Below are 24,342 nucleotides of genomic sequence, written 5' to 3'. Positions count from 1 at the left end.
GAAGATGAAAAAAATAATGAGTAGGCTTGAAGGAAACAAAAAGGCGCAAATCATTCTATTTTTTATATATGTAATTGCAACAAGCGGTAGTTTAATGCTTGCCCAAAAGTCCGTTGTCGCATTTTTACTTCTTTTATTTTCATTATTACTTCTGTATTTTATGTCTCTTTCTACTAAATTAAAATGGCTAATAGCAGGGGTCATTTTAATTGTGCTGCTTCCTTTTTCAGCTAGCCAAGGCCCTGCTTATGAATCCTATATGGAAGTATCTACACTAGTAGGCATCTATATTGCTATGGCACTTGGGTTGAACATTGTAGTGGGGTTAGCCGGATTATTGGATTTGGGATTTGTTGCTTTCTTTGCAGTTGGGGCTTACACGTATGGAATTTTTGCGACCAATCAAGCTGCTAATTTTATGCCTTTTGGTACGTACCCATTATCAGGAGAAAGCTTTTGGTTTTTTATTATTGCAGGGTGCCTAATAGCCGCTTTATTTGGAGTTTTGCTTGGTATACCTGTGCTGCGCGTAAAAGGAGACTATCTAGCTATCGTTACGCTTGGATTCGGGGAAATTATTCGAATTGTATTTAACAATTTGGATAAACCAATCAATATTACAAACGGAGCAATGGGGCTGTCCTCCGTGACGCCGCCTTCTATTTTTGGGATTAACTTAGTATATCCAAGTCAGTTTTATTATGTAGTATTAGTCATCTTAGGGGCGGTTATTTTTATTGTACGGCGATTTGAATATTCTAAAGTAGGACGATCGTGGAAAGCGGTTCGTGAAAATGAAATTGCAGCTCAAGCGATGGGAATTCACCTTGTCAGAACAAAGCTGCTTGCGTTTGCTATCGGTGCCTCTTTTTCAGGCATGATGGGAGTGGTCTTTGCCGCTAAGCAAACGTTTGTTGATCCAACCAGCTTTACGCTGTTAGAATCTATCACGATTTTAGTTATGGTTATTTTAGGAGGAATGGGGAGCGTTCCAGGCGTCATACTTGGAGCGGCGGTTGTAACCATTCTTAATCTTCAAGTATTAACGGAGCTCACCGATTGGTTTAATCAACTGAGTTTAAACGAAGTTATCTCTATACCGGATGCACTTTCGCCAGCTAAAATGCAGCGATTTATTTTTGGCGGACTTCTTATTCTATTTGCTCTATACAGGTCTCAGGGATTGCTTCCTGCTAAACAGCCTACGTTCGATTTGAAAGAGCTGAAAGAAGAAGCGGAAGAAGAAGAAATACAGCCTGTGATTTCAACGGCTGAGAAAAACGTCAATCTATAGAGGTGAAAGAAATTGTCTATTTTAGAAGTGAAAAATGTAACCAAGGCCTTTGGCGGTTTAGTTGCCAATCAAGACGTAACAATGGATATTCAAAAAAATTCAATAACAGCTGTAATAGGACCAAACGGCGCTGGAAAGACTACATTTTTTAATATGGTGACAGGTGTTTATCAGCCAACCTCAGGTGATATTATGTTAAATGGTCAATCTATAACAGGCCTAAAACCTCACAGCGTATCAAAACAAGGGATTTCTCGGACATTTCAAAACATCAGGTTATTTAGTAATATAACGGTGTTAGAAAATGTATTAGTTGGGATGCACAACCATTTGAAAGCAACCACTTTTGAAACGCTGTTGAATTTACCTCGAGCAAGAAGAGCGGAAAAATTAGCTAAAAAAGAAGCGTATAAGCTGTTAGAATACGTTGGGCTAGAAGCTTTATATAACGAAGTAGCCAATAACTTATCGTATGGAGCGCAACGCCGACTCGAAATTGCCAGAGCGTTAGCTACTAGACCCTCACTGTTATTATTAGACGAACCGGCTGCTGGTATGAATCCGCGTGAAACAAAAGAGCTGACAGATCTTATTCACACGATACGAAAAGACCGGGAAATAACCATTTTATTAATTGAGCATGACATGAAGCTCGTCATGGAAATTTCTGATCATATTATTGTATTAGACCATGGAATAAAAATTGCAGAAGGAAATGCTGAACATATCCGTACGCACCCGAAAGTGATTGAAGCCTATTTAGGGAAGGGAGCGGCAGGGGAGATAGACAGAAAGGAGAAAAGTACATGACTCTATTAAAGTTAACTGAAGTTGACACCTTTTACGGAGGAATTCAAGCGCTTAAAGGAATAACGATTGATGTAGAAGAAGGAGAAATTGTGACTCTTATTGGAAGCAATGGAGCCGGTAAATCTACCACACTAAAATCCATTAGCGGTCAAGCTCCTGTCAAAGCAGGTAGTATCGTGTATAAAGGCACCCATATCACGAAATTCCCTCCTCACCAAACGGCCCGGCTAGGAATAGCTCACGTGCCAGAAGGAAGAAAGATTTTTCCTAAGATGACGGTAAAAGAAAATTTAACCATCGGAGCCTTCTCGCTATCTAATAAAAAAGTAATAGAAGAAAATATGACTAGAGTACTCACATATTTTCCAAGGCTAAAAGAAAGATTGACTCAAAAAGGAGGAACGATGAGTGGCGGTGAACAGCAAATGCTAGCCATCGGGCGAGCGCTTATGATGAACCCCACTATGCTTATGCTAGATGAACCTTCTATGGGGCTTGCTCCTATCATTGTAGAACAAATATTTGAAATCATTATGGAGTTAAATAAAAACGGCATGACGATTTTACTCGTGGAACAAAACGCTTATCAAGCACTGCAAATCGCGCACCGAGGCTATGTGATTCAAACGGGAGAAATTATTCTGCAAGGGAAAGGCTCGGAATTAATTCATAATGAAAAAATAAAAGAAGCTTATTTAGCTTAAAAAACAAACCGCATCGCGTTTTAACGCTGCGGTTTGTTTTTGTTCACAAGGGATGATTTGGATAAAGCAGCTAAGCATTGCTATTATCTGGTTTAGTTTCTTAATTAAGTAGGGAACGTTTAAAATAAGATTATTGAATAAGTGAGTAATTAGATAACCTCCTAGCTGAAAGAAATGATTCAATTTAAAGCTTTTTTATAAAAAACAAAAAAAGTTGAAACTTTTTTCATTAAAAAACGTTTATAAAGTAATAGAAAAAATGGGTACGGTTATTTACACTCAAAAAGGAAGTGAGAGCGTGGCGACGCTGAAAACTAATTATTTGACTGACTTATGCTTAATCTATAGAGAAAGTCAATTTTATGTAATGCAAATACCTAGTTTCTACAAAAAAATGGCTAGCAAATACTTTCAGTTTCAGCCCCAAGAAAAAATAATTGCGTATTTACACAGCTCTTTTATAGCAGGCCTAGATAAAAGGGGAATTTGCTTTACAAATAAGGGGATTTACTGGAAAAGCAGAGGGATGAAAAAAGGAAAAATGTTATGGGAAGAGTTCGCTAACATTCAATCCATTACCATTCGAAAAGAAGAAATGATTTGTTTTAATGACGTGGAGAAATTTCAAGTCAATCAAAACGATTACTCAGCTAGAAAGCTAGTATCTCTATTAAAAAAAATCAAGAAATTTATTCGCACTCATTCCCATGAATATATGTGTCAAGACTATATATATCCGTGTGTATCCTCAAAAGAATTAACTTCTATTTGTTCATCTTTTCAAATTCATCAAACCCCTGATCCAAAAGATGCGTTGTCGGTAGAAGGACAACTATGTGAAGAAGTTGAAAAAGAGATGCGAAACAGGCTCTATTTACCTGCTAAAGAAAAAATTGTAGCTCATTTAAATACATATCCTCTTCAAAAAACCGAGGGGATTACCGTTTGTTCTAAAGGAATTTATTTCTCAAAATCTTTTAAAACAGTTTACTACCCTTGGCACTTATTTCGCCACGTGAGTATTTCAGTGGAAACCGAGGAATTAAAAATTGCTAAAAAACATTCGTTATCTCTCAACTCAGCTGCCGTATCAAGCGGGGAAGTAATGCTGTTTCTCAAACAAATTAAACAGCATGTGCAGGCTTTGCATGAAAAAGAAGTCGATATTAAACAAGATAATAAGTTTGCATGGAAAATGTTAATTTAAAAAACAGGTTACGCGTAATCTGTTTTTTGTTTTATAGTTCTTTAGAATCATTTATTTGGAATGTTGAAAGACATCATACAAGTAAACAAGACTAGAATATTGGAAGTTAAGAAATTTTTTCCATGACTATAAGGTTAATTTTACCAAAATATCTTTTTCGTTTGGATAATTATGCTAAAATAGAGCTCGAGTTTATTTTAAGGAGCTGACAACAAGATGGAACGTAATTATTCAATTGATTTTATTAAGTTTTTTGCTACAGTGTTTGTGGTTTGTATTCATGTTAATCCATCACATGACGATTTCTTTTTAGGGAACCAGGAAAATGTGCTAGATGTCATTGTTGACACATTTGCACGATTCGCGGTTCCTTTTTTCTTTATTGTATCAGGGTATTTGTTTATGAATAAAATTCAAAAACATCCAAAGCCTTCTGCATACTTAAAAAAATACACGTGGAATATTTCAAAGCTTTATGCATGTTGGTTCGTCTTTTATTTATTGTTTGGTGTAGTTCTGCGCTTATTTCAGAACCACGGAACATTAGCAGAACGAAAAGGTGCAGTAGCTGATTATCTAACATCATCCATCACATTCAAAGATATCTTTTATTATGGAAGTGACACAAGTGGATTTCAGCTTTGGTACTTGATTGCATTAATTTGGGCTGTTGTCATCGTTTTCTTATTTCAAAGATGGAAAAAGATTGGCTTATTAATGCTTATCAGCACCGTATTATATGTAACTGGGTTATTTGGGCAGTCTTATTCTTTATTTTTTCCACTTTCTTTTCAAACGAGAGATGCCCTGTTCTTTGGTTTGTTCTATACAGTATTAGGAGCTATGTTTGCCCTTTACGGTAAGCAAATTCTGTCAGTATTAAACGCAAGGCCAATGGTTTATTTAGCCAGCTTTTTTGTGTTTTCAGCGTTAGAGATCGCCGAGCGTTACTGGTTGGTCAATATCCAGCACAGCAAGCCCGGAGACTATTTTATTTCTACGATTTTTTTATCGGCATCATTGTTTTTATTCGTATTGAGCAGTCCAGCTCTTGGCAAAAACTCGTTTTTTTCAAAAGTTGGGAAAAATTCAGTTGGCATTTATGTAGTGCATATATGTATATTAAATGAGACCTATCGATTGCTTCGTTCTATAGATTCTTCTTTCTTTACGAATAGTGTCGTTGCCTACGTACTTATCGTTCCAGCAGTTTTTTGGTGCTCGTACTATTTATATAGAGGAATTCAATGGACAAAGGAAAAATTACATGTGAAGCCGCACAAACATCCAATCACAAAACTACAGCATAAATAAAAAGAGCTGGCTAACTAAGCCAGCTCTTTTTATGATGCAATAGCGTACAAAAGCTGCCTTTGCAGTTGAGGGGATAAGGAAATATTTTGATACAATTCGTAAATATGATGTTCGTTCCGGTGATAACAAATCCAATCCTTGTATGTTCCTTTTAAGAAGATGCGAAAAAACACGATTCGCTTATTCGTGCCGCCTGTTTTTAATTCAATTTTCAAATCATCTGTTTCTAATGTATACTGTACTGTAGAAGAGGAAAGAGCAAGTTTAGTTGTTTTTTTACTTGTTTTAATGAATTCGGCAAGTTCAATGATCTTCATTTTTTTACCTCACTCTATTGTAAATTAGGGGTATCTTATACGTATGATGTGTACAAAGAAAATAGAATTGTTTTTTTATAGCTTAGAAGAATGATCTTCAGCCCCTTCGTTAAGGGATTTGCATAAAAGGTTGACGTTTTCTTTGAATACAAATAAAATGCATATTAAGAAGTATTTCCCTCATTGTAACTACAGAAAAAGAAGAATTAAGGGGGCTCAATATGTTGACTGACTTAGTTGTAAGTCAAAAAGTAGTCAAGGTAAATGAATTTACTGTTGTAGGAGTGCCTATTCGAACAGATGAACCTGTGGAAGAAACGGGCACAGGTCTTATTCCCGAGCACTGGCAGACTTTTTATAAACAACAGTTAGCTAATAAAATCGCCAATAAAGTAAATGGTAATACATTTGCTCTTTATACAGAATTTGAATACAATCAAAAAATGGATTTTACATTTGCTCTCGGATATGAAGTTTTACCCGGCGGCGAACTGAAAGATGATATGAGAGAGTTCATCATCCCAGAAGGTGAATACATGGTGTTTACAACAGCTGTTGGTCCAGCTAGACAGGTAGTCGTAGAGGCTTGGGCTTATATTCGCGAGTGGGCTAAAAAAAATCATCGTGCCTATAAAATAGATTTTGAATTATATGATGAACGCTGTATTGATCCTGAGTACAGTCAAGTTGATATTTATGTTTCGATTTAATAGCTAGTTTTGCTAAGTAGTTAAGATGCAGAGAAACGTTTTTGCTGCGTTCTTACTTTTAACGATAGGAATACAAAAGGGGTTTAGCGAGAGTGATCAGCAACGATTTATTACAAGCTTTAAAAGACGGATATAAACAGAGAATTAAATGGGTACTTATAAGTCAAATGGCACTGTTCATCACCGTAGCAGTCATACTTGTATCAAATTTTGTCACTAAATTTTCGTTTAACCAATTAAGCTTTATTTTTGTTTTGGTTAGTATAAGTTCGCTGTTATCAGGGGTAGAGCACGTATTGTTAAAACGTGAGAAGTGGCAATGGATTTTTGATTTTATTTTAGCTGCTTTTTTTATTGGTTTATCTATTTTTTTACACCGTTAAAGCGCCTAGTTCAGCGCTTTTTTATTTTGGGCAGCTCCGCACACAATTTTCGGACCTTTCTAGTATAAACAAAACAAAACAAAAATAGGTATTTATGACGAAAATAGTCAGAAAATTTAGTAAAAAAGTCTTGTATCTTGTCTTTATTTCGATTATGATAAGTTTACACCCTTCGTATTCACTTCTTTAGATGTCAGTACCTCTATTTTTACACTACAGAAAAGAGGTGAAGCCATTTCTTCAGTTTTCCTGCTAGCCTGCATACTAACCCTTTTAGCTATTTTATTTAGTAGCAACTACCCTCAAAATTAAAGGAGAGATCCGCGCTTATGTCAAAAGCTCCTGCAAAAAACGAAATTGAACTTCAACTATCTGAAACGCACTTTTTTCAACTGCTTGATTTAATTTATTTAGGTAACTGGATGGTCACAGCATGCTCTGGAGTGGAAGATGAACATGCACAAGAATATACGGATGTAGAAAAACAAATGTTTTCTCACGCAGAGCCTTTCCTTGAAAAAGGACCTTTTCACACGCTAAACAGTGAGATTATGTTTACAGAAGAACATGAAGATTCTCTTCAAGATATTATTGGAGAATACGATAACGAAGTGTTTTGGGAAGCGCTAGCCTATCGCATGGCTAAACGAGATGTGATAGAACAAATAGGACCCATTAAAGAAATAAAAAATGAAGTTTTTATGCAAATTTTCCATCGAGAAATGGATTATATACGAGAGTTTGAGGCAAATGGAATTAAACGAATAACCATACCGCCTCTGCAGTAAAGGAGACAAATCGGCTTTCAAACTTGAAGGCCGATTTGCTGTTAAGCTGAAGCTTTCCTATTCCGTCTGAGAGGCGGGAAAGATCGGTATGTAAAGCTCCTCCATAACCATTCACACGGACCGTAATAGAAATAATAAAGCCACCACTTATTAAAAAAAAGCTGGAGTGTATATATAATGAGACAAATAATCGTGCTTTCTGTTAAGGTAAGAGTTCCGTATAAACCAAAGGCTCGAACCATCCACAGGCAAATTAAAGTTTGGCTAAGGTAAGTTGTTAATGCCATTGTTCCACTATACTTAAAAAGACCCAGCATCGAAGCGTAAGGAGAAAATTGCAGGAATAACAGTAAGGTGGTAAGATAAAAAAAACATAGAAAAATGCCGCTCAAACTTGTAAAAAGGTGAATGGCCGCCTGCTGATAGAGTCCATATTTTAAAATTTCTAGTTTTAAGATAGCGAGAATGATAGTTAAAGTAAAACCTGCTGCGCCTGTTATTAACTGAATTTTCTTAAAAAAAGAACGATTTTGTTCGATATTATGTACTAATCCTTTTTTAGCAGTATATAAGCCAAATAAAAACATAGAAAATACGGGAAAGATAGAAAACGGTAGATTTAATAGCATAGGCACCACTTCAACATTCAAACGATAAAACAGCCAAGATAAATAGTCTGCTTGCCTGTAGGTGGATAAATATTGAGTTAAGGCATGTTCATGTAAAACCTTATACTCCAACTGAGCCTCCTGCAAGACGTGGGCCGGAATAAAAAACTGCATGCAAGCCAAAAGATAAAAAAAGCATAGCAAGCCTATTGCCCACAGCAAAATCGTCTTGGTTTTTCGATTATAAAAAAACAACACTAAAAAACCGCCGACAGCATACACATGCAAAATGTCTCCATACCAGAAAAAGACAAGATGAAAAAGCCCGATTAATAGCAAAGAAGCCATTCTTCTTGACCATAAAGCAGCGGCAAAGTAATGCTTTTCTTCAGCTCTATGCAAAAAGATTCCGCATCCAAGTCCAAATAAAAAAGAAAAAATCGTAAAAAACTTTCCTTGAACAAACAGTAGCAGGAATAAATCAATAAAAGCATCCATTCCTTTATATTCATAAGGAATATCGTACAGCTGAAAAATAAATATCGGCGAAGCAAAAGCAGGGATATTTACTAAGAAAATGCCTAGCAAAGCAATGCCCCGAATAATATCAAGAACAACAAGGCGTTCGTTAAGGGGAAGTGGAGAAGGCTTCATCACTGTCGCTCCTTTTTGTAAGATATGTACATCTTAACACGACAGCGGCGAAAAAATAGGTGGGAATATAAAAAAATAAGCGGAAAGATTCATAGCTTTATGAACAAAAAAGTTGGATAATAATGGTATGGTTATCCATATCAAATACGAAAGGTGGAGAAAAGGATGAAAACAGCACTTGTGTTAGGTGGAACTCGTTTTTTTGGAAAAAATTTAGTCAAGACATTGCTCTCTAAAGGAGTTAAGGTTACGTTAGCAACGCGAGGTAAAACACCAGATGATTTCGGCGACCGAGTTGAACGGATTTTTCTTGATCGTGTAGAAAAAGATTCTGTAATCGAAACAACACGAGGAAGAAAATGGGATGTTATCTTCGATCAAATATGCTATTCTTCACACGGCGCAGCTGTGGCTGTTGAAGCTTTTCGTCATAGTACCAGTCACTATGTACTCACCTCGACTCTTTCAGTATACGGTTCTTTAGAAAAAACGTGTTATGAAGAAGATTTTGATCCATACAAGTATCCTATTTCATATACACGTCGTGAAAATATTTCCTACCAAGAGGGAAAACGCCAAGCTGAAGCGGTATTTTTTCAAAAAGCACCGTTTTCGGTAACGGCTGTCCGTTTTCCAATTGTAATGGGAAAAGATGATTATACGGATCGCTTACGTTTTCACGTAGAAAAAATTATGCATGAAGAAGAAATTGGTGTACCGGCTATTGAAGCAGAAATGAACTTCATTTCACAGGAAGAAGCCGGTGAATTTTTAGTCTGGTGTGCAGAACAGAAGCTAAAAGGACCGATTAACGCTTGTTCAAATGGTACTATTTCACTCAAAAATTTATTTTCATATATTGAACAAGCAGCGAATAAAACAGCAAAAACAACTTCTCGTTTAACAGATGAAAATAGTTCTCCTTACGGAGTAGATCATTCTTGGACGATGAGCAATGAAAAGGCTAGCTTTTGGGGATATTCATTTACAAACCTGCAGGAATGGCTGCCATCATTAATCAAAGCTTTCGTTGAAAGCGAAAAGAAAGTACCTTTAAGTTAAGAAAAAACAAAGACTGCACCGTTTAGCAGTCTTTTTGCTGTGACAAGCAGAACATTTTTATTTTATACATAAAAAGGGTACGCTAGGTACACATCATTATATAGAAGAAAGAAGGATAAACTATGGCAAAACATCACTTTCATTTGCAAGCAAATTGGCCAGGAGGCCGAAATGAAGTAGGTACAATTGAATCAGGACAATTAAAAACAAAAATTTCCATTCCGCCAGAAATGGACGGGCCAGGAGTGGGAACAAATCCAGATGAAATGCTCCTAGGGGCAGCAGCCACGTGCTACATCATCACGCTTGCAGCGATGTTCGAAAGAAGCGGAATCCGTCAAGAGGCTTTAACGATGGAATCAGAAGCTATTGTGGACGTGACGAATGGTGTATTCACATACGAAAAAATTATTCATAAACCTCATGTTATCATCACATCTGAATTTGCGGCTCAAGAAGAAAAAATCAATCGACTTATAAAAAAAGCAGAAACATCCTGTATGATTTCAAGAGCAATTCAAGGAAATGTTGAGATTAAATTAGAGCCTCAGCTCACAGTAAAAGCGTAATGGACCCATTACGCTTTTCTTATGTTTATTTCTAAAAAAAGCACATTTAAGATTGTAAAATACTCAAATTTGAATATAATAATTTAAGTAGCTATCATTTCTGTTCATCAAAAAGATGACGCGAAAGGAGGAACTGAAATGGTTTCATCAGAAAAAAATATTCGTTTTATCGTAGCAGGATTGCTGCTCGGTATTTTTATGTCAGCCATGGATAATACCATCGTAGCGACGGCTATGGGGAAAATCATTTCTGATCTAGGTGGGTTAGATAAGTTTGTTTGGGTTACGTCCGCCTATATGGTTGCCGTGATGGCAGGTATGCCGATATTTGGTAAACTGTCTGATATGTACGGCCGTAAACGGTTTTTTATTTTTGGATTGACGGTATTTTTACTTGGATCTGCATTGTGTGGCCTAGCGCAAAGCATTGTGCAGCTAAGTATTTACCGGGCGATTCAAGGAATTGGAGGAGGAGCGCTTCTTCCGATTGCTTTTACCATTGTATTTGATATTTTCCCTCCCGAAAAACGCGGGAAAATGACGGGATTATTAGGTGCCGTTTTTGGCTCAGCAAGTGTATTTGGTCCGCTTCTTGGTGCATACATTACGGAATACATCAGCTGGCACTGGGTGTTTTACGTGAACGTGCCGATTGGACTTTTATCGTTATTTTTTATTGTGCGCTTTTATAAAGAATCAACAAGTCATAAAAAACAAAAAATTGACTGGGCTGGTGCAGCCACTCTTGTAATTTCAGTAGTTAGTTTAATGTTTGCTCTTGAACTTGGAGGGAAAGAGTACGATTGGTCTTCTCCGCAAATTTTATCTCTTTTTGCTATCTTTGCTGTGGCGCTATCACTCTTCTTTTTTGTGGAAAAACGCGCGCAAGAGCCGATTATTTCATTTTGGATGTTCAAACGCCGTTTATTTGCAACATCACAAATTCTCGCTTTCTTATACGGAGCAACGTTTATTATTTTAACGGTATTTATTCCTATTTTCGTTCAAGCTGTGTATGGAGGTTCTGCTACAAATGCAGGTTTAATTTTAACTCCTATGATGTTAGGCTCGGTAGCAGGAAGTGCTATCGGCGGGATTTTTCTCACAAAAACAAGCTTTCGAAACTTAATGATTATGTCCGTTTTTTCATTTGCAGTAGGAATGTTTTTATTAGGAACAATGGAACCTGATACACCTCGTTGGATGCTAACGGTATTCATGATTTTGACTGGGTTTGGCGTAGGATTTAGCTTTTCTCTTTTACCAACTTCGTCAACGCATAAGCTGGATCCACAGTTTAGAGGTTCTGCCAACTCAACGAACTCATTTGCGCGTTCTTTAGGCATGACGCTTGGAGTTACGATTTTTGGAACGATTCAAAGCAATACATTTACAAATGAGCTGCAGCGCAATTTTCAAGGTATGGAAAATGGATCACAAGGAGCATTTTCTCAAATAGGAGATCCGAGTGCAGTTTTTCAATCAAGTGCCCGAAACAGCATTCCGCCTCAAATATTAGATAAGATTGTTGATGCTATGTCTACATCGATCACGTATGCATTTATGCTTGCTCTTATTCCAATTGCAGTAGCTATCATTACTGTCTTTTTAATGGGAAATGAACGAGTGGAAGTTCCCCCTAAAAAGCGGGTAGAAGCTAAGGAACCTGCAGCTCAAAAATAGAAAAAGCACGAAGATGTTCGTGCTTTTATTACTAAATAAGATGCATGTCAAGAGGTGAAAGGTGTTATGAGCGTTAAATTAGTCATATTGGGTTTATTAATGGAAGGAAATAAGCACCCTTATGAGATTCAGCAAACCATTAATGAAAGACAAATGAAGCACTATATTAAACTTGCAAGCGGCTCTTTATATTATGCTTTTGATACGCTTGAAAAAAATCAGCTGGTGAAAGTAGTCGATGTGATTCGAGAGACAAACAGACCTGAAAAGACCGTTTATTCTATCACGGATGCAGGAAGAGAAGAATTTGAGCGCCTTTATTTTGAACAGCTATTAAAAAAAGAGCATATGCATAGACCAGTTTATGCTGCGCTTTCATTTACTTCTTACGTGGATCAAGAAAAAGTGGCTTCTGCTTTAGAAAAAAAGATTGAGGAAACGGCAGCTTATTTAGAAAAAATGCAAAATTTGTACCAAGTTAAAAAGGTGGATCATTCCATTGCAAATCTGTCGATCATTATGCGCACGATTATGCATTTGAAAGTAGAACTAACTTGGTTCACTCATTTACTCGAAGCGGCGAAAAGCAACAAGCTTACAGAAGTAGATGATGGTTATTTTGAAGACGTTGAAAAAATCGTAGATGAGTTTTAAAAAAAGAAGCAAAACGCTGCTTCTTTTTTTTAATGGTCATAAAATATATTTCAAGCAATTTAATTTTGCCAAAAGCTAGGTCGATAACAATTAATTAACACCTGATTCGACCTTTAATCAGCTTTACTTATAAAACGCTTTCAAAAAGTAGTAAGACTATTAAAAAAGTAAAAAAAATTAAAGAAATATAGCGATTTCATTTTGATTGACGAGTAAAAGAGTGGTAAAATATAAGCAGATATCAGATACACACGCAGTGAGATTTATCACTCGTTGTAAAGATGTCAGACGATAAGGTAATCGACATTCAAAATGGAAAGATTGTTGAGTACGACAATTATTATAACTCGTTGGGGGTTTTATCATGGGTAACGAAACGTCGAATAGAGGGGAGCCTTGGCAAGGATTTTTGGGTCCGAACTATGGCTATGTATTAGAACAGTATGAGTTATATGAAGAGCAGTCAGATCTAGTAGATCCAGAGTTAAAAGAATTATTTGATTATTGGGGTGCTCCTCCATTAAACGAAAGTGAGCAAGTTCAGCAAGCTGAATACGCACAGGCTGCACCTTCAGCTAACACATCTAAAATTGCATCGGCTATTAAGCTAGCGGAAAATATCCGTGCTTATGGTCATCTATACGCATCAATTAAGCCTCTTGAAAGCGAGAAGAAAGATCCTGTCTTGCTTCACTTGGAAGATTACAATTTAACGCAAGAAGATTTAAAATCAATTCCGGTTGATATTTTATGTACGAATGCGCCATCACACGTCAAAAATGGTTTAGATGCAATTAACTATTTAACAGATGTCTACACAAAAACCATTGCGTTTGAATTCCATCACGTACATAACATGGAAGAGAATAAGTGGCTGACTGATATGGTCGAGTCAGGTACTATTTTCCAACCTCTTTCAAATGAGAAAAGAACTTCTGTATTGAAGCGTTTAACAGAAGTAGAAGGCTTTGAACAATTTTTACACCGTACATTTGTCGGACAAAAACGCTTTTCTATTGAAGGCGTAGATATGTTAATTCCACTTGTAGATGAACTGATTGCACGCTCAGTGGAAACAAGCCCAAAAACGGTTAATATCGGTATGGCTCATCGTGGACGCTTAAATGTATTGGCACACGTATTAGGCAAGCCGTATGAAATGATTTTTGCAGAATTCCAGCATGCACCTAACAAGGAATTAGTTCCTTCAGAAGGTTCAATCGGTATCAACTACGGCTGGACGGGAGACGTAAAATATCACCTGGGTGCCGACAAACAAATTAAAGCAGAGAACACAGTTCGAGCTCGTTTGACATTGGCTAGCAACCCGAGTCACTTGGAGTTTGTTAATCCGGTTGTGGAAGGGTTTACAAGAGCGGCTCAAGATGAGCGTGATGTGAATGGATACCCAAAACAAGATGTAAAAAAATCGTTCGCAATTTTAATTCACGGAGATGCTGCGTTCCCTGGTGAAGGTATTGTACAAGAAACGCTGAACTTAAATCAATTGACTGGTTATCAAACAGGTGGAACAATCCACATTATTGCTAACAACATGATTGGATTTACAACAGAAAGCGTCGATTCTCGTTCAACGAAATATGCAAGTGACTTAGCAAAAGGGTTTGAAATTCCAATTGTTCACGTAAATGCGGATGATCCGGAAGCCTGTTTAGCTGCTGCTTACTTTGCTTATGAGTATCGCAGACGCTTTAACAAAGATTTCTTGATTGATTTAATTGGATACCGTCGATTTGGCCACAATGAAATGGATGAACCGTCTGTAACGCAGCCGAAGATGTATGAAATTGTGACAAAACGTCCAACCGTTCGTGCTATGTATGCAAAGCAGCTTGAAGAACAAAACGTGATTCAAAGCGGCCAAGCAGATCAAATTAATGAAGAGTTACAAGCGAAGTTAAAAGCAGCTTATGAGAAAGTACCGCCAAAAGCTGAAAAGCAACATAGAATCATGGAAATGCCACAAGCAGTCTTCAAAGGAATTTCAGATATTGATACATCTGTTACAAAAGAAGAGCTGTTTGAAGTAAATCAAGAGCTAGTGAAATACCCTGAAGGATTTAACGTATTTCCAAAACTTGATCGCATCTTATCTAAACGTGCCAAAGCGTTTGAAGAAAATGAAAGCGTAGATTGGTCATTGGGTGAAGCATTTGCATTTGCTACGATTTTAAGAGACGGCACGCCAATTCGTATTACAGGCCAGGACTCTGAACGTGGTACGTTTGCACATAGACATCTTGTTCTTCATGATCATAAGACAGGGGATGTTTACTCACCACTACACGCAATGAAGAACGTAAGCGCTTCCTTTGATATTCGTAACAGTCCATTATCTGAAGGATCCGTGCTTGGATTTGAATACGGCTATAATGTATTTGCTCCTGAAACGCTCGTTCTTTGGGAAGCACAGTTCGGTGATTTTGCCAATGCAGGCCAAGTTATTATTGACCAGTTTATTGCAGCAGGCCGTGCTAAGTGGGGACAAAAATCTGGAATGGTTTTATTGCTGCCACACGGCCATGAAGGTCAAGGGCCAGAACACTCAAGCGCTCGTCTAGAACGTTATTTACAGCTAGCTGGAGAAAACAACTGGACAATCGCAAACGTAACAAGCGCTGCACAATATTTCCACTTACTTCGACGACAAGCTGCCATTTTACAGCGCGAAGAAGTAAGACCGCTAGTAGTTATGACACCAAAAAGTTTGCTTCGTAATGCTTTTAGTGTGTCAAACCTTGAAGAGTTTACAAAAGGCTCTTTCCGCTTAGTAGTAGAACAGCCTGGATTAGGCAAAAAAGAAGATGCAGTTGAACGAATCGTTCTGTGCAGCGGAAAAATCAGCAGTGAATTAACGGAACGCTTAAACAAAGCAGAAGATGATAAAGATTGGCTACACGTCCTTCGTCTAGAACAAATTTATCCGTTCCCAAGACGCGTAATTGCTGAAATCTTTGCTCGCTATAAAAATTTAAAAGAGATTGTCTGGTTACAAGAAGAGCCGGAAAACATGGGCGCATGGAACTATGTAGAAGATCGACTGCGTGAAGTAGCACCAGAAGGAGCTACGGTTGACTACATCGGCCGCACAAGACGCTCAAGTCCAGCTGAAGGAGATCCAACAGTTCACAGACAAGAACAAGAACGTATTTTACAAGATGCATTAACTAAAAATGAAATTGCTAACGACGTTGTTACACGATAAGGAAGGGGAATGAACCATGGGAGAGATTAAAGTACCGGAATTAGCAGAATCAATTTCTGAAGGAACAGTTGCACAGTGGCTAAAACAAGTAGGAGATTTCGTTGAAAAAGGCGATTATATCGTTGAACTTGAAACAGATAAAGTTAACGTTGAAATTACAGCTGAAGACTCTGGTGTATTAACGGAACTTCTTGCTGGCGAAGGCGACACAGTGCAAGTTGGTGAAACAATTGCACGTCTTGAAGCGAAAGAAGGAGCTTCAGCACCAGCAGCACCAAAAGCTGAAGAAAAACCAGCAGAGGAAGCACCAAAGCAAGAAGCGGCTCCAGCTCAGCAAAAAACTGTTGAAGAAGTAGCGCCAGCAGCTGAAGCGCCTCAGCAAGGAAATCAAAAACAATGGCTAATTGCTTCTCCTGCAGCTCGTAAAGCAGCAAGAGAACGCGGGATTAAGCTAGATCAAGTGCCAACTACTGATCCTCTTGGCCGTGTGCGCAAACATGATATTGATTCGTATGCAGACCAAAAATCAAATGAGCAAAAGCAGCAGGCACAAGCAAGTAAGCCAGCTAACCCGGTATCTCCGTCTCCAGCGGCAAGTGAAAATAGCGACAAACCTGTTGAACGCGAACGTATGTCACGTCGTCGTCAAACAATTGCCAAACGTCTTGTTGAAGTTCAGCAAACAGCGGCTATGCTAACAACGTTTAACGAAGTAGACATGACTGCTGTTATGGCTCTTCGCAAACGACGCAAAGACAAATTCTTTGAACAGCACGACGTAAGACTTGGCTTTATGTCATTCTTTACAAAAGCAGTAGTAGCAGCACTTAAAAAGTATCCATTATTAAATGCTGAAATTCAAGGAAACGAGTTATTAATTAAAAAATTCTATGATATCGGTATTGCTGTGTCAGCTCCAGACGGTCTTGTTGTTCCAGTTGTACGTGATGCTGACCGCAAAACATTCGCTGGTATCGAAGGATCTATCGTTGATTTAGCGAAAAAAGCGCGCGACAACAAATTATCATTAAAAGATTTACAAGGTGGAACGTTCACAATTACAAACGGCGGCGTATTCGGTTCATTAATGTCTACACCAATTTTAAACGGACCTCAAGTTGGTATTTTAGGAATGCACAAAGTTCAGCTTCGTCCGGTAGCAATTGATGAAGAGCGTATCGAAAATCGTCCGATGATGTACATTGCACTTTCTTACGATCACCGTATCGTTGACGGCAAAGAAGCCGTAAGCTTCCTAGCTACTGTTAAAGAACTATTAGAAGATCCAGAATCTTTATTACTAGAAGGTTAATAAAAAGAACCTGCTATTTTCTTAGAGAATAGCAGGTTCTTTTTATGTTCGTTTAATGCCTGCAATATAAGCAGGACCTAGAAAAGTCATGCTAGCGAGTGTCAGGGCCATTTCTCGCGGTGACTGCTTCATATCTTGTTCTAACCAGTGCTGAATGACTCCAAGATGCGCTGACGTTACGTAAGACATTAAATATTCAAGTGGAACAAGCGGAGATGTTTTATTATCAATGAGCTTTAATTTTTCTAGCATATTGGTTTTCATGACTTCTTTAATTTTAAGATAAAATCCAGGATTCCCTTTTGGACCAAGCATAACCTGCATAAAACGCGCATTTTCTTGAATATACTCAAAAAGTGCGATGATAAACGGTAAAGGCTGTTCTTGCAAATTAGCAGACACAATCTCATTGGGATTTGCTTTCTTGATAAATTCTTGTATCTCTTGAATAACTTCATTTTCGCTTTTTTCAAGTAAATCGTATTTGTCTTGGTAGTGTAAATAAAAGGTTCCACGATTAATATCCGCTTTTTTTGTCAGATCTCTGACCGTTACTCCTTCAAACCCTTTCTCTTCCATCAATTCTGTTAAAGCATCTCGAATGAACCTTTTCGTTCGAATAATTCGGCGATCTGTTTTTGAATTACCCACAGTTTTTAAACACCTACTTTTTTTCTTTAATAATGAACAGTTATATGCTTTGTGTTAAGTAAGCAACATTCTTACGATTATTGCATATTGAGAATGCAGGTGAATTTATTATAATTTACATAGTGATCACTAATCAACAGCATGTACATTATTTTTTTCTTTCGTCAAAGTCCATATCTTTAAAATGAAAAGGGGACGTTTATATGAAATTAGTTCACCAAAAATGTATATACTTTTCACCAATTATAGTGGTAGCAGTTATTTTCATTTTTATCCTAACGTTAATTCCTTCAGTAAACCAAGCACCTAAGAATTTGCCAATCGCATTCGTAAATGCCGACGAAGGAATGACAGTTCCAGCAAAGGGTAAGGTAAATATAGGAGATCAAATAAAACAAAATATGAAGAGTTCAAGCACTGCACAGTCTTCGGTTAAATGGATTTTTGTATCAACTACTAAAGAAGTTGAAAAAGGATTAAATAATCAAAAATACTATGGGGCGCTTATCATTCCAAAAGATTTCACCAAAAAACAGGCGACTCTTCAGACGGCTCAGCCGAATGCACCCGCTATTAGATTATTAGTGAATCAAGGAATGAATACAGCTGCTTCAACAATAGCAAGTCAGGTGCTAAACGGAGCAGTTGATAAGATGAATGAAAATATGCGCTTGCAGATAGTAAAAAGATTTGAACAAAACGGAACGCAACTAAGTGCAAACCAAGCATTAGCACTCGCTGCACCGATTCAAAAAACAGTTATAAACGTAAACGAAACAGGGACTCATAGTGTCAACGGAAATGCCCCCGTTTCATTATTTCAGCCGCTGTGGATGGCGAGTATAGCAGGGGCAGCAGTTGTATTTCTCGCTATCAAAAAAATCACGTTTTCTTCTCGTAAAGAGAAAATCGTTAACCAAGTAGGGTTCGTAATCATCGGGGGTATACTTGCTTTAGCTGCAGGTTTCGGGCTAGCGTGGCTGGCTGAAATGGTTGGAATTACTGTTCCTTCATTTTTAGATACAGCACTATTCTTAGCTATTGCTTACTTCAGTTTTTTCACTCTGATATCAGCCGTACTTTCATGGCTAGGACTAAAGGGAATTCCGATTTTCGTTATTATTCTATTTTTTGGCGCACCTTTGCTTTCAATGGCCCCAGAGATTATGCCTGATTTTTATAGAGAGTGGATTGATCCATGGCTACCAATGAGGTTTATGGTAGATGGCGTACGAGAACTATTTTTCTTTGGAGAACATCTGACATGGAATCATTCTGTATCTGCTCTAGCTCTTATCTCTTTAATAAGTTTATGTGCTGTGTTTGCTTCTGCTTTACCTGCATCTTCTGTAAAAAAAGAGAAGTCTCACTCAATATAAAAGATACTGTAACTGAATGAAAAGGAGAGATGATGATGAATCCACAAATCCTAATCGTTGGTGCCGGCCCTACTGGCCTCGTTATGGCCTACAATTTAGCCAGACATAACATTCCTTTTCGAATTATTGATAGAAGCGACGGGCCTGGGCAAGCCTCCCGGGCAATGGCTATTTTACCGCGAACCCTTGAATTTTATCAGCAGTTCGGTTTTGTAGATGAAGTCATAGACCACGGGATTAAGATGGAAGATGTATACGTCCGAGTAAAGAATAAAATAAAAGCAAAAGTTCATCTAGGATCTTTAGGAGAAGGATTAAGTCCTTTTCCTTTTGTTCTTACATTTCCACAGGACGACCACGAGCGGTTTCTACTTGAAAAATTAAAAAACCTTGGGATTGAAGTAGAATGGAAGACGGAGTTACTATCTCTAGCTGAACACGGAGAAGGGGTAAAAACTTTATTAAAAGCCCAGCAAGAGGAAACCGCTTATTTTAAGTATATTTGTGGATGTGACGGAGCACACAGTACAGTTCGGAAACAAATGAAGATAGAATTTAAAGGAGAAAAATATAAACAGCATTTTTATGTGATGGATGTTGAAGGCTCTGGTGAAATGATGAAGAATCAAAAAATCAGTATTTCATTTAGCAATGAAGAATTTTTGATTTGTATGCCTGTTAGAAGTAAAGGAACGTATCGAATGATCGGCATTATTCCTTCAGCTTTTGGGGATCAAAACGATGTAAAAGCTGAAAACATTCACGCTTTTCTTCAACAAACATTTGGTGCTCAGGTTGAGGGTATAAATTGGTTCTCGACATATCATATCCATCACAGAGTAGCAAGCCGTTTCCGACAGGGGCGTACTTTTCTAAGTGGAGATGCAGCCCATATTCATAGTCCTGCAGGCGGACAAGGAATGAACACAGGAATTGGAGATGCAATCAACCTTTCATGGAAATTAGCAGCTGTCCTTCAACACAAAGCGGCACTTTCCATATTAGATACATACGAAGAAGAAAGGTTGCCTTTTGCAGAGCTGCTTGTAAATACAACTGATCGCGCTTTTAAGCGAATGGTGGCACGAGATAAAACGAGTCAATTTTTTAGAAAGCATATCTTTCCGCCTGTACTATCCTTTTTATTTCGTTTCCCTTATCCCCGTCACAAAGCATTTACGATTTTATCTCAAATCCGCATTAAGTATCGAAATAGTAACCTAAGCAGCGGGCAAGGGACAAAGGTGCAAAGTGGTGATCGGTTACCTTATGTAGAAGGGAATTTTGAATATTTACAGTCATTAAACTGGCAAATACATGTCTATGGAACAGCAGCAGAGAAGCTAAAAAAGAGCATGCAAGAAAAAGGCTTCTCCTTGCACGAGTTTTCTTGGAACCCTTACTTGAAGAAAGCAGGGCTTCAAAAAGATGCTCTATACGTTATTAGACCGGACGGATACATTGGTTTTATTAGCAGCGAGCAGCGAATAGATCTGCTTCATCAATATTTGAATACGCATAAAATCCTTCCTTTTACAAATGAATATTAGATCTAAAAAAACGCCATCTTATATGGTGTTTTTATTTTTGTTTACAATTTCGAAACAACTTGGAGATGTTTTTGGGAAAGCTGTTTGATAAGATAGACGAATAGAAATATCAAATGAAAGTACGTGATACATTGAATAAAAGGATTTTAGTAGTTGATGATGAAAAAAGTATTGCTACAGCGGTATCCTATGCTTTCAAGCGCGAAGGATATATTGTAGACACAGCATCTGACGGTGAAGAAGCGCTTGAAAAAGTAAAAAGCTTTCGACCTGATGTGATGATATTAGATGTGATGATGCCGAAATTAACCGGCTATGAAGTATGCCGAAAACTTGAGAATCGAAGAGGAATGGGGATTATCTTGTTAACGGTTAAAAATGACATCGTCGATAAAGTTCTAGGTTTAGAGTTAGGCGCAGATGATTACATGACCAAGCCGTTTGATGTAAGAGAACTTGTAGCTAGAGCTAAAGCACTTGTTCGGCGAATGGAAAAAAATGAAGCTCCTGAAGCTGTGGGAGAAATCACGGTAGGAAAAGTGAAGGTGAACTTAATTCAGCGCACGTTACATGTTGCCAATGATTTAGTAAAGCTTACACCAAAGGAGTTTGATCTTATTGCTTTATTACTTGCCAATTTAGAGAGAGTGTACACACGAGAAGATTTACTAGATCTTGTCTGGGGAATGGATTATGCAGGCGGTACACGTACGGTAGACATTCACATGCAGCGCCTTCGAAAAAAAGTAGGAGAAGCAGAACCTTATTTGCTTCAAACGGTATATGGCGTTGGATATAAAGCGACAGCAGGGATCAATGAATGAAAATCAGCCTAAAAGCTAAAATGGGACTCGTTCTTGCTTTTTTAATTATTTTAACAGTAACCGTACTGAGCGTACTTGTGTTAAAAGGAATTGAGACAAATCAGCGTGATCAGCTAGAAAGTGAACTTATTCAAAAAAGCAAAGCAGCCGAGCAAACGATTCGTCAAAGTTATGTAACCGGTGACACGTCTCTGAATACAGATTCTTTTCTTCAGCAAAAAGGACAGCGTCTTGCCTCTTCGATTGCATCACAAAGCGGAATGCAAACAGTCCTATATAATCAAAAAGGACAGGAAGCAGGAAGCTCTATTCCCATCGGCCAAAAAGATGTGGATGTTTCTGACACGCTTAGCTATGCTTTGAAAGGAAAAATAGCTTATCAAATCTCGGGTTCTTCCCTTATTTACTTTGCACCTGTGTCAATCGATAATCAATTTATTGGAGCCATTCGTTTTGACCATTCCCTAAAAAATAATCAGCAGTTTATAGCTGACATTAGACACCTATTTCGTACTTGGGGAACGATTGCAGCAGCAGCAGCTTTTTTAATTGGCTACGCTTATTTTTACCGTATTGCTTCGCTTATTGCTAGCCTTCAAAAAACTTCACAGCAGATTCGAAAAGGTCGTTATTTAACCGACCTGCCGTTCAAACGGCGCGATGAACTCGGGGAGCTCAGTCAAGGCTTGTTTTTTATGAGTACGTCGATTGAAAAAAATATCGATCAAATGAATGAAGAAAAAAGAAAGCTTGAGTTCGCTATTTCGAAACTGCAGTCTCTTGAACAGCAGCAAAAGCAGTTTATCGGTAACATCAGCCACGAATTTAAGACGCCTTTAACATCGATCAAAGCTTATGTTGACTTACTTGATATGTATCGAGATGATCCTCAGCTTATGGAAGACGGCGTGCAAAATATTCGTAAAGAAACGAATCGCCTTCATGAAATGGTAGATAAAATCTTAAAACTTTCAGCGCTTGAGAAATATGATTTCGAGCAGCGGCCAGAGCAAGTTGAATTGAAGCGGCTTCTAGAAGACATATGCGATCGTATGAAAGGAAAAGCAGCTAAATTTGATTTGACTCTTCATACAAATATAAAAGAAGCAGTTGTTTGGGCTGATCGTGAAAGCTTAATACACATTTTTATCAATTTAATTGACAATGCTATTAAATATAATGAACCAGGCGGAAAAGTGGAAGTAACGTCTTATACTTTAGAGAATTCTATTATTGTAGATGTAGCTAACACCGGGATAGGGATTCCACCCGAAGCAGAAGAAAAATTATTTCAACCATTTTTCACCGTAAATAAAGATCGGTCGCGTTTATCCGGAGGTACAGGCCTTGGCTTAGCATTAGCCAAAGATTTAACTGAAAAGCAAAAAGGCGTTATCAAGCTGCATCATTCTGATTCTAAATGGACGATTTTCAAAGTGTCGTTTCCTTTGAAAACAGAGAAATGAGTTAGCTAAAAGGAGTGAACCGTTATTGAAACGGTATAGATTAATGATATGTATAGCAAGCACTTTTCTTATTTTAACATCATGCGGACAAGAAGAAAGCCATAGAGAAACCGTTGAAAAACCCGACAAGAAAATTACTGTATTGGACCAAGTAGATAAAGATGGAAAAATAGAAGTGAAAGACGTTCAGGATATTAACGGCGTAAGGGCGTTTCAATTTTTAAACGAAAACACAATGATTGTTAGTAAAGAAAATAAACAATTTCGTTCGCACGATTTCGGTCCCAAAGAGGTATATGCACAGAATCTAGCCACTTATAATCTAAAAAACAAGTCTACTTTTGTGTTGCATCCAAGCAATGAAATTCAACATGCGGCAAAGCTTTCTCCGAATGGTGAATATCTTTTTTATAAAGTAGCAAAAGGTGAAGATACATTTGGTTATATAATGAACCTTCAAACAAAAAAAACGGTTAAAATAAAGAATGTTCTTCTCTATCCATCAAGCGGAGAGTGGCTTAATAATTCAGAAGTAATGTTTATTACAATGGAAGGAAAGCTTTCTAAAGCAAATGTAAAAGGAGAAGTAGAACCTCTGTTGCACAGAGACGATCGAATCTTAGATGCAGTTAAAGGAATAGGTGGCATTTATTATATTGGTGTAAACAACCAGCTTTTTTTTCTTCATAACGAACAGACGGACCCTGAAAAAATCAGAGATAATGTGGTTTCTATTATCCCGTCTCCAAACGGAAAACAATTAGCGCTCGTTCAGCAAAAAGATGCCCAAACGAGAACGCTGTCTATTACAGATTTAAAAGGATCAGAGGCCTTTCAGCTTGCTCTGTCCACTCAAATTTTTGGTGTAAGCTGGTCTCCCGACGGTTCGAAATTAGCTTATAACTTTATTTCTGAAAAAGAGGGAGATAAAGGGATATTCATAGCAGATGGATTAACAGGAGATGTTACACACCTAAACGTAAATTTAGACTATGCCGCTGATCAGCTTGATTGGAGTCAATCAGGAAATAAACTAGTTGCATCGAGCTTTACGCAAAATCAAGTTCATACGTATATTATCTTTTTAAAATGAGGCTGAGACAAAAGTAGTTTCATTAAAGTGAAACACGAACTATCTATCAAAAATGGATAAATAGTTCGTGTTTTTTTATGATCA

The 24,342-nt window shown here is 37.7% G+C and carries 22 protein-coding genes; 19 read left to right on the top strand and 3 right to left on the bottom strand.

Annotated elements, in window-relative coordinates; all coding sequences use genetic code 11:
* The first annotated feature begins 4 nt into the window (after nt 1–4).
* From ACFX4N_RS09135 to ACFX4N_RS09115, 5 genes are all read left to right on the top strand, one after another.
* Nucleotides 5–1,294 (top strand): branched-chain amino acid ABC transporter permease, encoded by a 1,290-nt coding sequence (locus ACFX4N_RS09135; RefSeq protein WP_063671923.1) that lies wholly within the window; start codon nt 5–7, stop codon nt 1,292–1,294.
* A 12-nt stretch (nt 1,295–1,306) separates the two neighbouring features.
* Nucleotides 1,307–2,104 (top strand): ABC transporter ATP-binding protein, encoded by a 798-nt coding sequence (locus ACFX4N_RS09130; protein WP_013057607.1) that lies wholly within the window; start codon nt 1,307–1,309, stop codon nt 2,102–2,104.
* The gene (locus tag ACFX4N_RS09125; RefSeq protein WP_013057606.1) at nt 2,101–2,808 is read left to right on the top strand and encodes an ABC transporter ATP-binding protein; all 708 of its coding nucleotides are present in this window, start codon (nt 2,101–2,103) and stop codon (nt 2,806–2,808) included. Before ACFX4N_RS09130 ends, ACFX4N_RS09125 begins: the two co-directional genes overlap by 4 nt.
* 394 nt (nt 2,809–3,202) lie before the next feature.
* Nucleotides 3,203–4,015, top strand: a complete 813-nt coding sequence (locus tag ACFX4N_RS09120; protein WP_013057605.1) for a hypothetical protein — start codon at nt 3,203–3,205, stop codon at nt 4,013–4,015.
* A gap of 216 nt (nt 4,016–4,231) precedes the next feature.
* Nucleotides 4,232–5,329, top strand: coding sequence for an acyltransferase (locus ACFX4N_RS09115; protein ID WP_029322512.1), 1,098 nt, complete (start codon nt 4,232–4,234; stop codon nt 5,327–5,329).
* Between the two features lie 29 nt (nt 5,330–5,358).
* Here the strand turns inward: ACFX4N_RS09115 and ACFX4N_RS09110 are convergent, their stop codons facing one another.
* Nucleotides 5,359–5,646: a hypothetical protein gene (locus tag ACFX4N_RS09110; protein WP_013057603.1), complete on the bottom strand. Its 288-nt coding sequence runs from the start codon at nt 5,644–5,646 to the stop codon at nt 5,359–5,361.
* Nucleotides 5,647–5,867: 221 nt separating this feature from the next.
* Here ACFX4N_RS09110 and ACFX4N_RS09105 point away from each other — a divergent pair, with 221 nt between their 5' ends.
* From ACFX4N_RS09105 to ACFX4N_RS09095, 3 genes are all read left to right on the top strand, one after another.
* Nucleotides 5,868–6,356, top strand: a complete 489-nt coding sequence (locus tag ACFX4N_RS09105) for a GyrI-like domain-containing protein (protein ID WP_013057602.1) — start codon at nt 5,868–5,870, stop codon at nt 6,354–6,356.
* A 92-nt stretch (nt 6,357–6,448) separates the two neighbouring features.
* On the top strand, nt 6,449–6,739 hold the full coding sequence (locus ACFX4N_RS09100) for a hypothetical protein (protein ID WP_013057601.1): 291 nt from the start codon (nt 6,449–6,451) through the stop codon (nt 6,737–6,739).
* A 329-nt stretch (nt 6,740–7,068) separates the two neighbouring features.
* Nucleotides 7,069–7,527: a hypothetical protein gene (locus ACFX4N_RS09095; protein WP_013057600.1), complete on the top strand. Its 459-nt coding sequence runs from the start codon at nt 7,069–7,071 to the stop codon at nt 7,525–7,527.
* A gap of 41 nt (nt 7,528–7,568) precedes the next feature.
* Here ACFX4N_RS09095 and ACFX4N_RS09090 read toward each other — a convergent pair whose 3' ends face one another.
* Nucleotides 7,569–8,789, bottom strand: a complete 1,221-nt coding sequence (locus ACFX4N_RS09090; RefSeq protein WP_063671921.1) for a DUF418 domain-containing protein — start codon at nt 8,787–8,789, stop codon at nt 7,569–7,571.
* A 165-nt stretch (nt 8,790–8,954) separates the two neighbouring features.
* Between ACFX4N_RS09090 and ACFX4N_RS09085 the strand changes: the two genes are divergently transcribed.
* The 6 genes from ACFX4N_RS09085 (at nt 8,955) to odhB (ending at nt 17,295) form a co-directional block, all read left to right on the top strand.
* Nucleotides 8,955–9,851: an NAD-dependent epimerase/dehydratase family protein gene (locus ACFX4N_RS09085; RefSeq protein ID WP_013057598.1), complete on the top strand. Its 897-nt coding sequence runs from the start codon at nt 8,955–8,957 to the stop codon at nt 9,849–9,851.
* A gap of 122 nt (nt 9,852–9,973) precedes the next feature.
* Complete coding sequence (locus ACFX4N_RS09080) at nt 9,974–10,420, top strand: OsmC family protein (RefSeq protein WP_013057597.1); 447 nt, start codon at nt 9,974–9,976, stop codon at nt 10,418–10,420.
* A gap of 138 nt (nt 10,421–10,558) precedes the next feature.
* The gene (locus tag ACFX4N_RS09075; protein WP_013057596.1) at nt 10,559–12,103 is read left to right on the top strand and encodes an MDR family MFS transporter; all 1,545 of its coding nucleotides are present in this window, start codon (nt 10,559–10,561) and stop codon (nt 12,101–12,103) included.
* Between the two features lie 66 nt (nt 12,104–12,169).
* On the top strand, nt 12,170–12,757 hold the full coding sequence (locus ACFX4N_RS09070) for a PadR family transcriptional regulator (RefSeq protein WP_013057595.1): 588 nt from the start codon (nt 12,170–12,172) through the stop codon (nt 12,755–12,757).
* A 364-nt stretch (nt 12,758–13,121) separates the two neighbouring features.
* Entirely contained in the window at nt 13,122–15,983 is a 2,862-nt protein-coding gene (gene sucA / locus ACFX4N_RS09065) for a 2-oxoglutarate dehydrogenase E1 component (RefSeq protein ID WP_057273436.1), read from the top strand.
* A gap of 16 nt (nt 15,984–15,999) precedes the next feature.
* Complete coding sequence (odhB, locus tag ACFX4N_RS09060; protein WP_029322499.1) at nt 16,000–17,295, top strand: 2-oxoglutarate dehydrogenase complex dihydrolipoyllysine-residue succinyltransferase; 1,296 nt, start codon at nt 16,000–16,002, stop codon at nt 17,293–17,295.
* A 42-nt stretch (nt 17,296–17,337) separates the two neighbouring features.
* Here the strand turns inward: odhB and ACFX4N_RS09055 are convergent, their stop codons facing one another.
* Nucleotides 17,338–17,946 carry a TetR/AcrR family transcriptional regulator gene (locus tag ACFX4N_RS09055; protein ID WP_377261268.1) on the bottom strand — a complete coding sequence of 203 codons (609 nt, stop codon included), beginning with the start codon at nt 17,944–17,946 and terminating at the stop codon, nt 17,338–17,340.
* Between the two features lie 203 nt (nt 17,947–18,149).
* Between ACFX4N_RS09055 and ACFX4N_RS09050 the strand changes: the two genes are divergently transcribed.
* The 5 genes from ACFX4N_RS09050 (at nt 18,150) to ACFX4N_RS09030 (ending at nt 24,258) form a co-directional block, all read left to right on the top strand.
* Nucleotides 18,150–19,325 (top strand): YhgE/Pip domain-containing protein, encoded by a 1,176-nt coding sequence (locus tag ACFX4N_RS09050; protein ID WP_063671917.1) that lies wholly within the window; start codon nt 18,150–18,152, stop codon nt 19,323–19,325.
* A 35-nt stretch (nt 19,326–19,360) separates the two neighbouring features.
* On the top strand, nt 19,361–20,875 hold the full coding sequence (locus ACFX4N_RS09045; RefSeq protein ID WP_223268889.1) for an FAD-dependent monooxygenase: 1,515 nt from the start codon (nt 19,361–19,363) through the stop codon (nt 20,873–20,875).
* Nucleotides 20,876–21,006: 131 nt separating this feature from the next.
* On the top strand, nt 21,007–21,699 hold the full coding sequence (locus ACFX4N_RS09040; protein ID WP_057274127.1) for a response regulator transcription factor: 693 nt from the start codon (nt 21,007–21,009) through the stop codon (nt 21,697–21,699).
* Nucleotides 21,696–23,165 (top strand): sensor histidine kinase, encoded by a 1,470-nt coding sequence (locus ACFX4N_RS09035; RefSeq protein ID WP_013057588.1) that lies wholly within the window; start codon nt 21,696–21,698, stop codon nt 23,163–23,165. The genes ACFX4N_RS09040 and ACFX4N_RS09035 overlap by 4 nt, the downstream gene beginning before the upstream one ends.
* 25 nt (nt 23,166–23,190) lie before the next feature.
* Nucleotides 23,191–24,258: a TolB family protein gene (locus ACFX4N_RS09030; protein ID WP_013057587.1), complete on the top strand. Its 1,068-nt coding sequence runs from the start codon at nt 23,191–23,193 to the stop codon at nt 24,256–24,258.
* Nucleotides 24,259–24,342: the final 84 nt, after the last annotated feature.

The organism is Priestia sp. YIM B13551 (assembly GCF_042787905.1).
Taxonomy (GTDB): Bacteria; Bacillota; Bacilli; order Bacillales; family Bacillaceae_H; genus Priestia.
Note: the sequence above shows the minus strand (reverse complement) of the source record. Positions and strands in the feature narration are given on the sequence as shown.

What these genes read in the sequence shown, in the direction of transcription:
- ACFX4N_RS09135 (WP_063671923.1), top strand. Translation starts at nt 5, where the DNA reads ATGAAAAAAATAATGAGTAGGCTTGAAGGAAACAAAAAGGCGCAAATC.
- ACFX4N_RS09125 (WP_013057606.1), top strand. Translation starts at nt 2,101, where the DNA reads ATGACTCTATTAAAGTTAACTGAAGTTGACACCTTTTACGGAGGAATT.
- ACFX4N_RS09120 (WP_013057605.1), top strand. Translation starts at nt 3,203, where the DNA reads ATGGCTAGCAAATACTTTCAGTTTCAGCCCCAAGAAAAAATAATTGCG.
- ACFX4N_RS09115 (WP_029322512.1), top strand. Translation starts at nt 4,232, where the DNA reads ATGGAACGTAATTATTCAATTGATTTTATTAAGTTTTTTGCTACAGTG.
- ACFX4N_RS09110 (WP_013057603.1), bottom strand. Translation starts at nt 5,646, where the DNA reads ATGAAGATCATTGAACTTGCCGAATTCATTAAAACAAGTAAAAAAACA.
- ACFX4N_RS09105 (WP_013057602.1), top strand. Translation starts at nt 5,868, where the DNA reads ATGTTGACTGACTTAGTTGTAAGTCAAAAAGTAGTCAAGGTAAATGAA.
- ACFX4N_RS09095 (WP_013057600.1), top strand. Translation starts at nt 7,069, where the DNA reads ATGTCAAAAGCTCCTGCAAAAAACGAAATTGAACTTCAACTATCTGAA.
- ACFX4N_RS09090 (WP_063671921.1), bottom strand. Translation starts at nt 8,789, where the DNA reads ATGAAGCCTTCTCCACTTCCCCTTAACGAACGCCTTGTTGTTCTTGAT.
- ACFX4N_RS09085 (WP_013057598.1), top strand. Translation starts at nt 8,955, where the DNA reads ATGAAAACAGCACTTGTGTTAGGTGGAACTCGTTTTTTTGGAAAAAAT.
- ACFX4N_RS09080 (WP_013057597.1), top strand. Translation starts at nt 9,974, where the DNA reads ATGGCAAAACATCACTTTCATTTGCAAGCAAATTGGCCAGGAGGCCGA.
- ACFX4N_RS09075 (WP_013057596.1), top strand. Translation starts at nt 10,559, where the DNA reads ATGGTTTCATCAGAAAAAAATATTCGTTTTATCGTAGCAGGATTGCTG.
- ACFX4N_RS09070 (WP_013057595.1), top strand. Translation starts at nt 12,170, where the DNA reads ATGAGCGTTAAATTAGTCATATTGGGTTTATTAATGGAAGGAAATAAG.
- sucA (WP_057273436.1), top strand. Translation starts at nt 13,122, where the DNA reads ATGGGTAACGAAACGTCGAATAGAGGGGAGCCTTGGCAAGGATTTTTG.
- odhB (WP_029322499.1), top strand. Translation starts at nt 16,000, where the DNA reads ATGGGAGAGATTAAAGTACCGGAATTAGCAGAATCAATTTCTGAAGGA.
- ACFX4N_RS09050 (WP_063671917.1), top strand. Translation starts at nt 18,150, where the DNA reads ATGAAATTAGTTCACCAAAAATGTATATACTTTTCACCAATTATAGTG.
- ACFX4N_RS09045 (WP_223268889.1), top strand. Translation starts at nt 19,361, where the DNA reads ATGAATCCACAAATCCTAATCGTTGGTGCCGGCCCTACTGGCCTCGTT.
- ACFX4N_RS09035 (WP_013057588.1), top strand. Translation starts at nt 21,696, where the DNA reads ATGAAAATCAGCCTAAAAGCTAAAATGGGACTCGTTCTTGCTTTTTTA.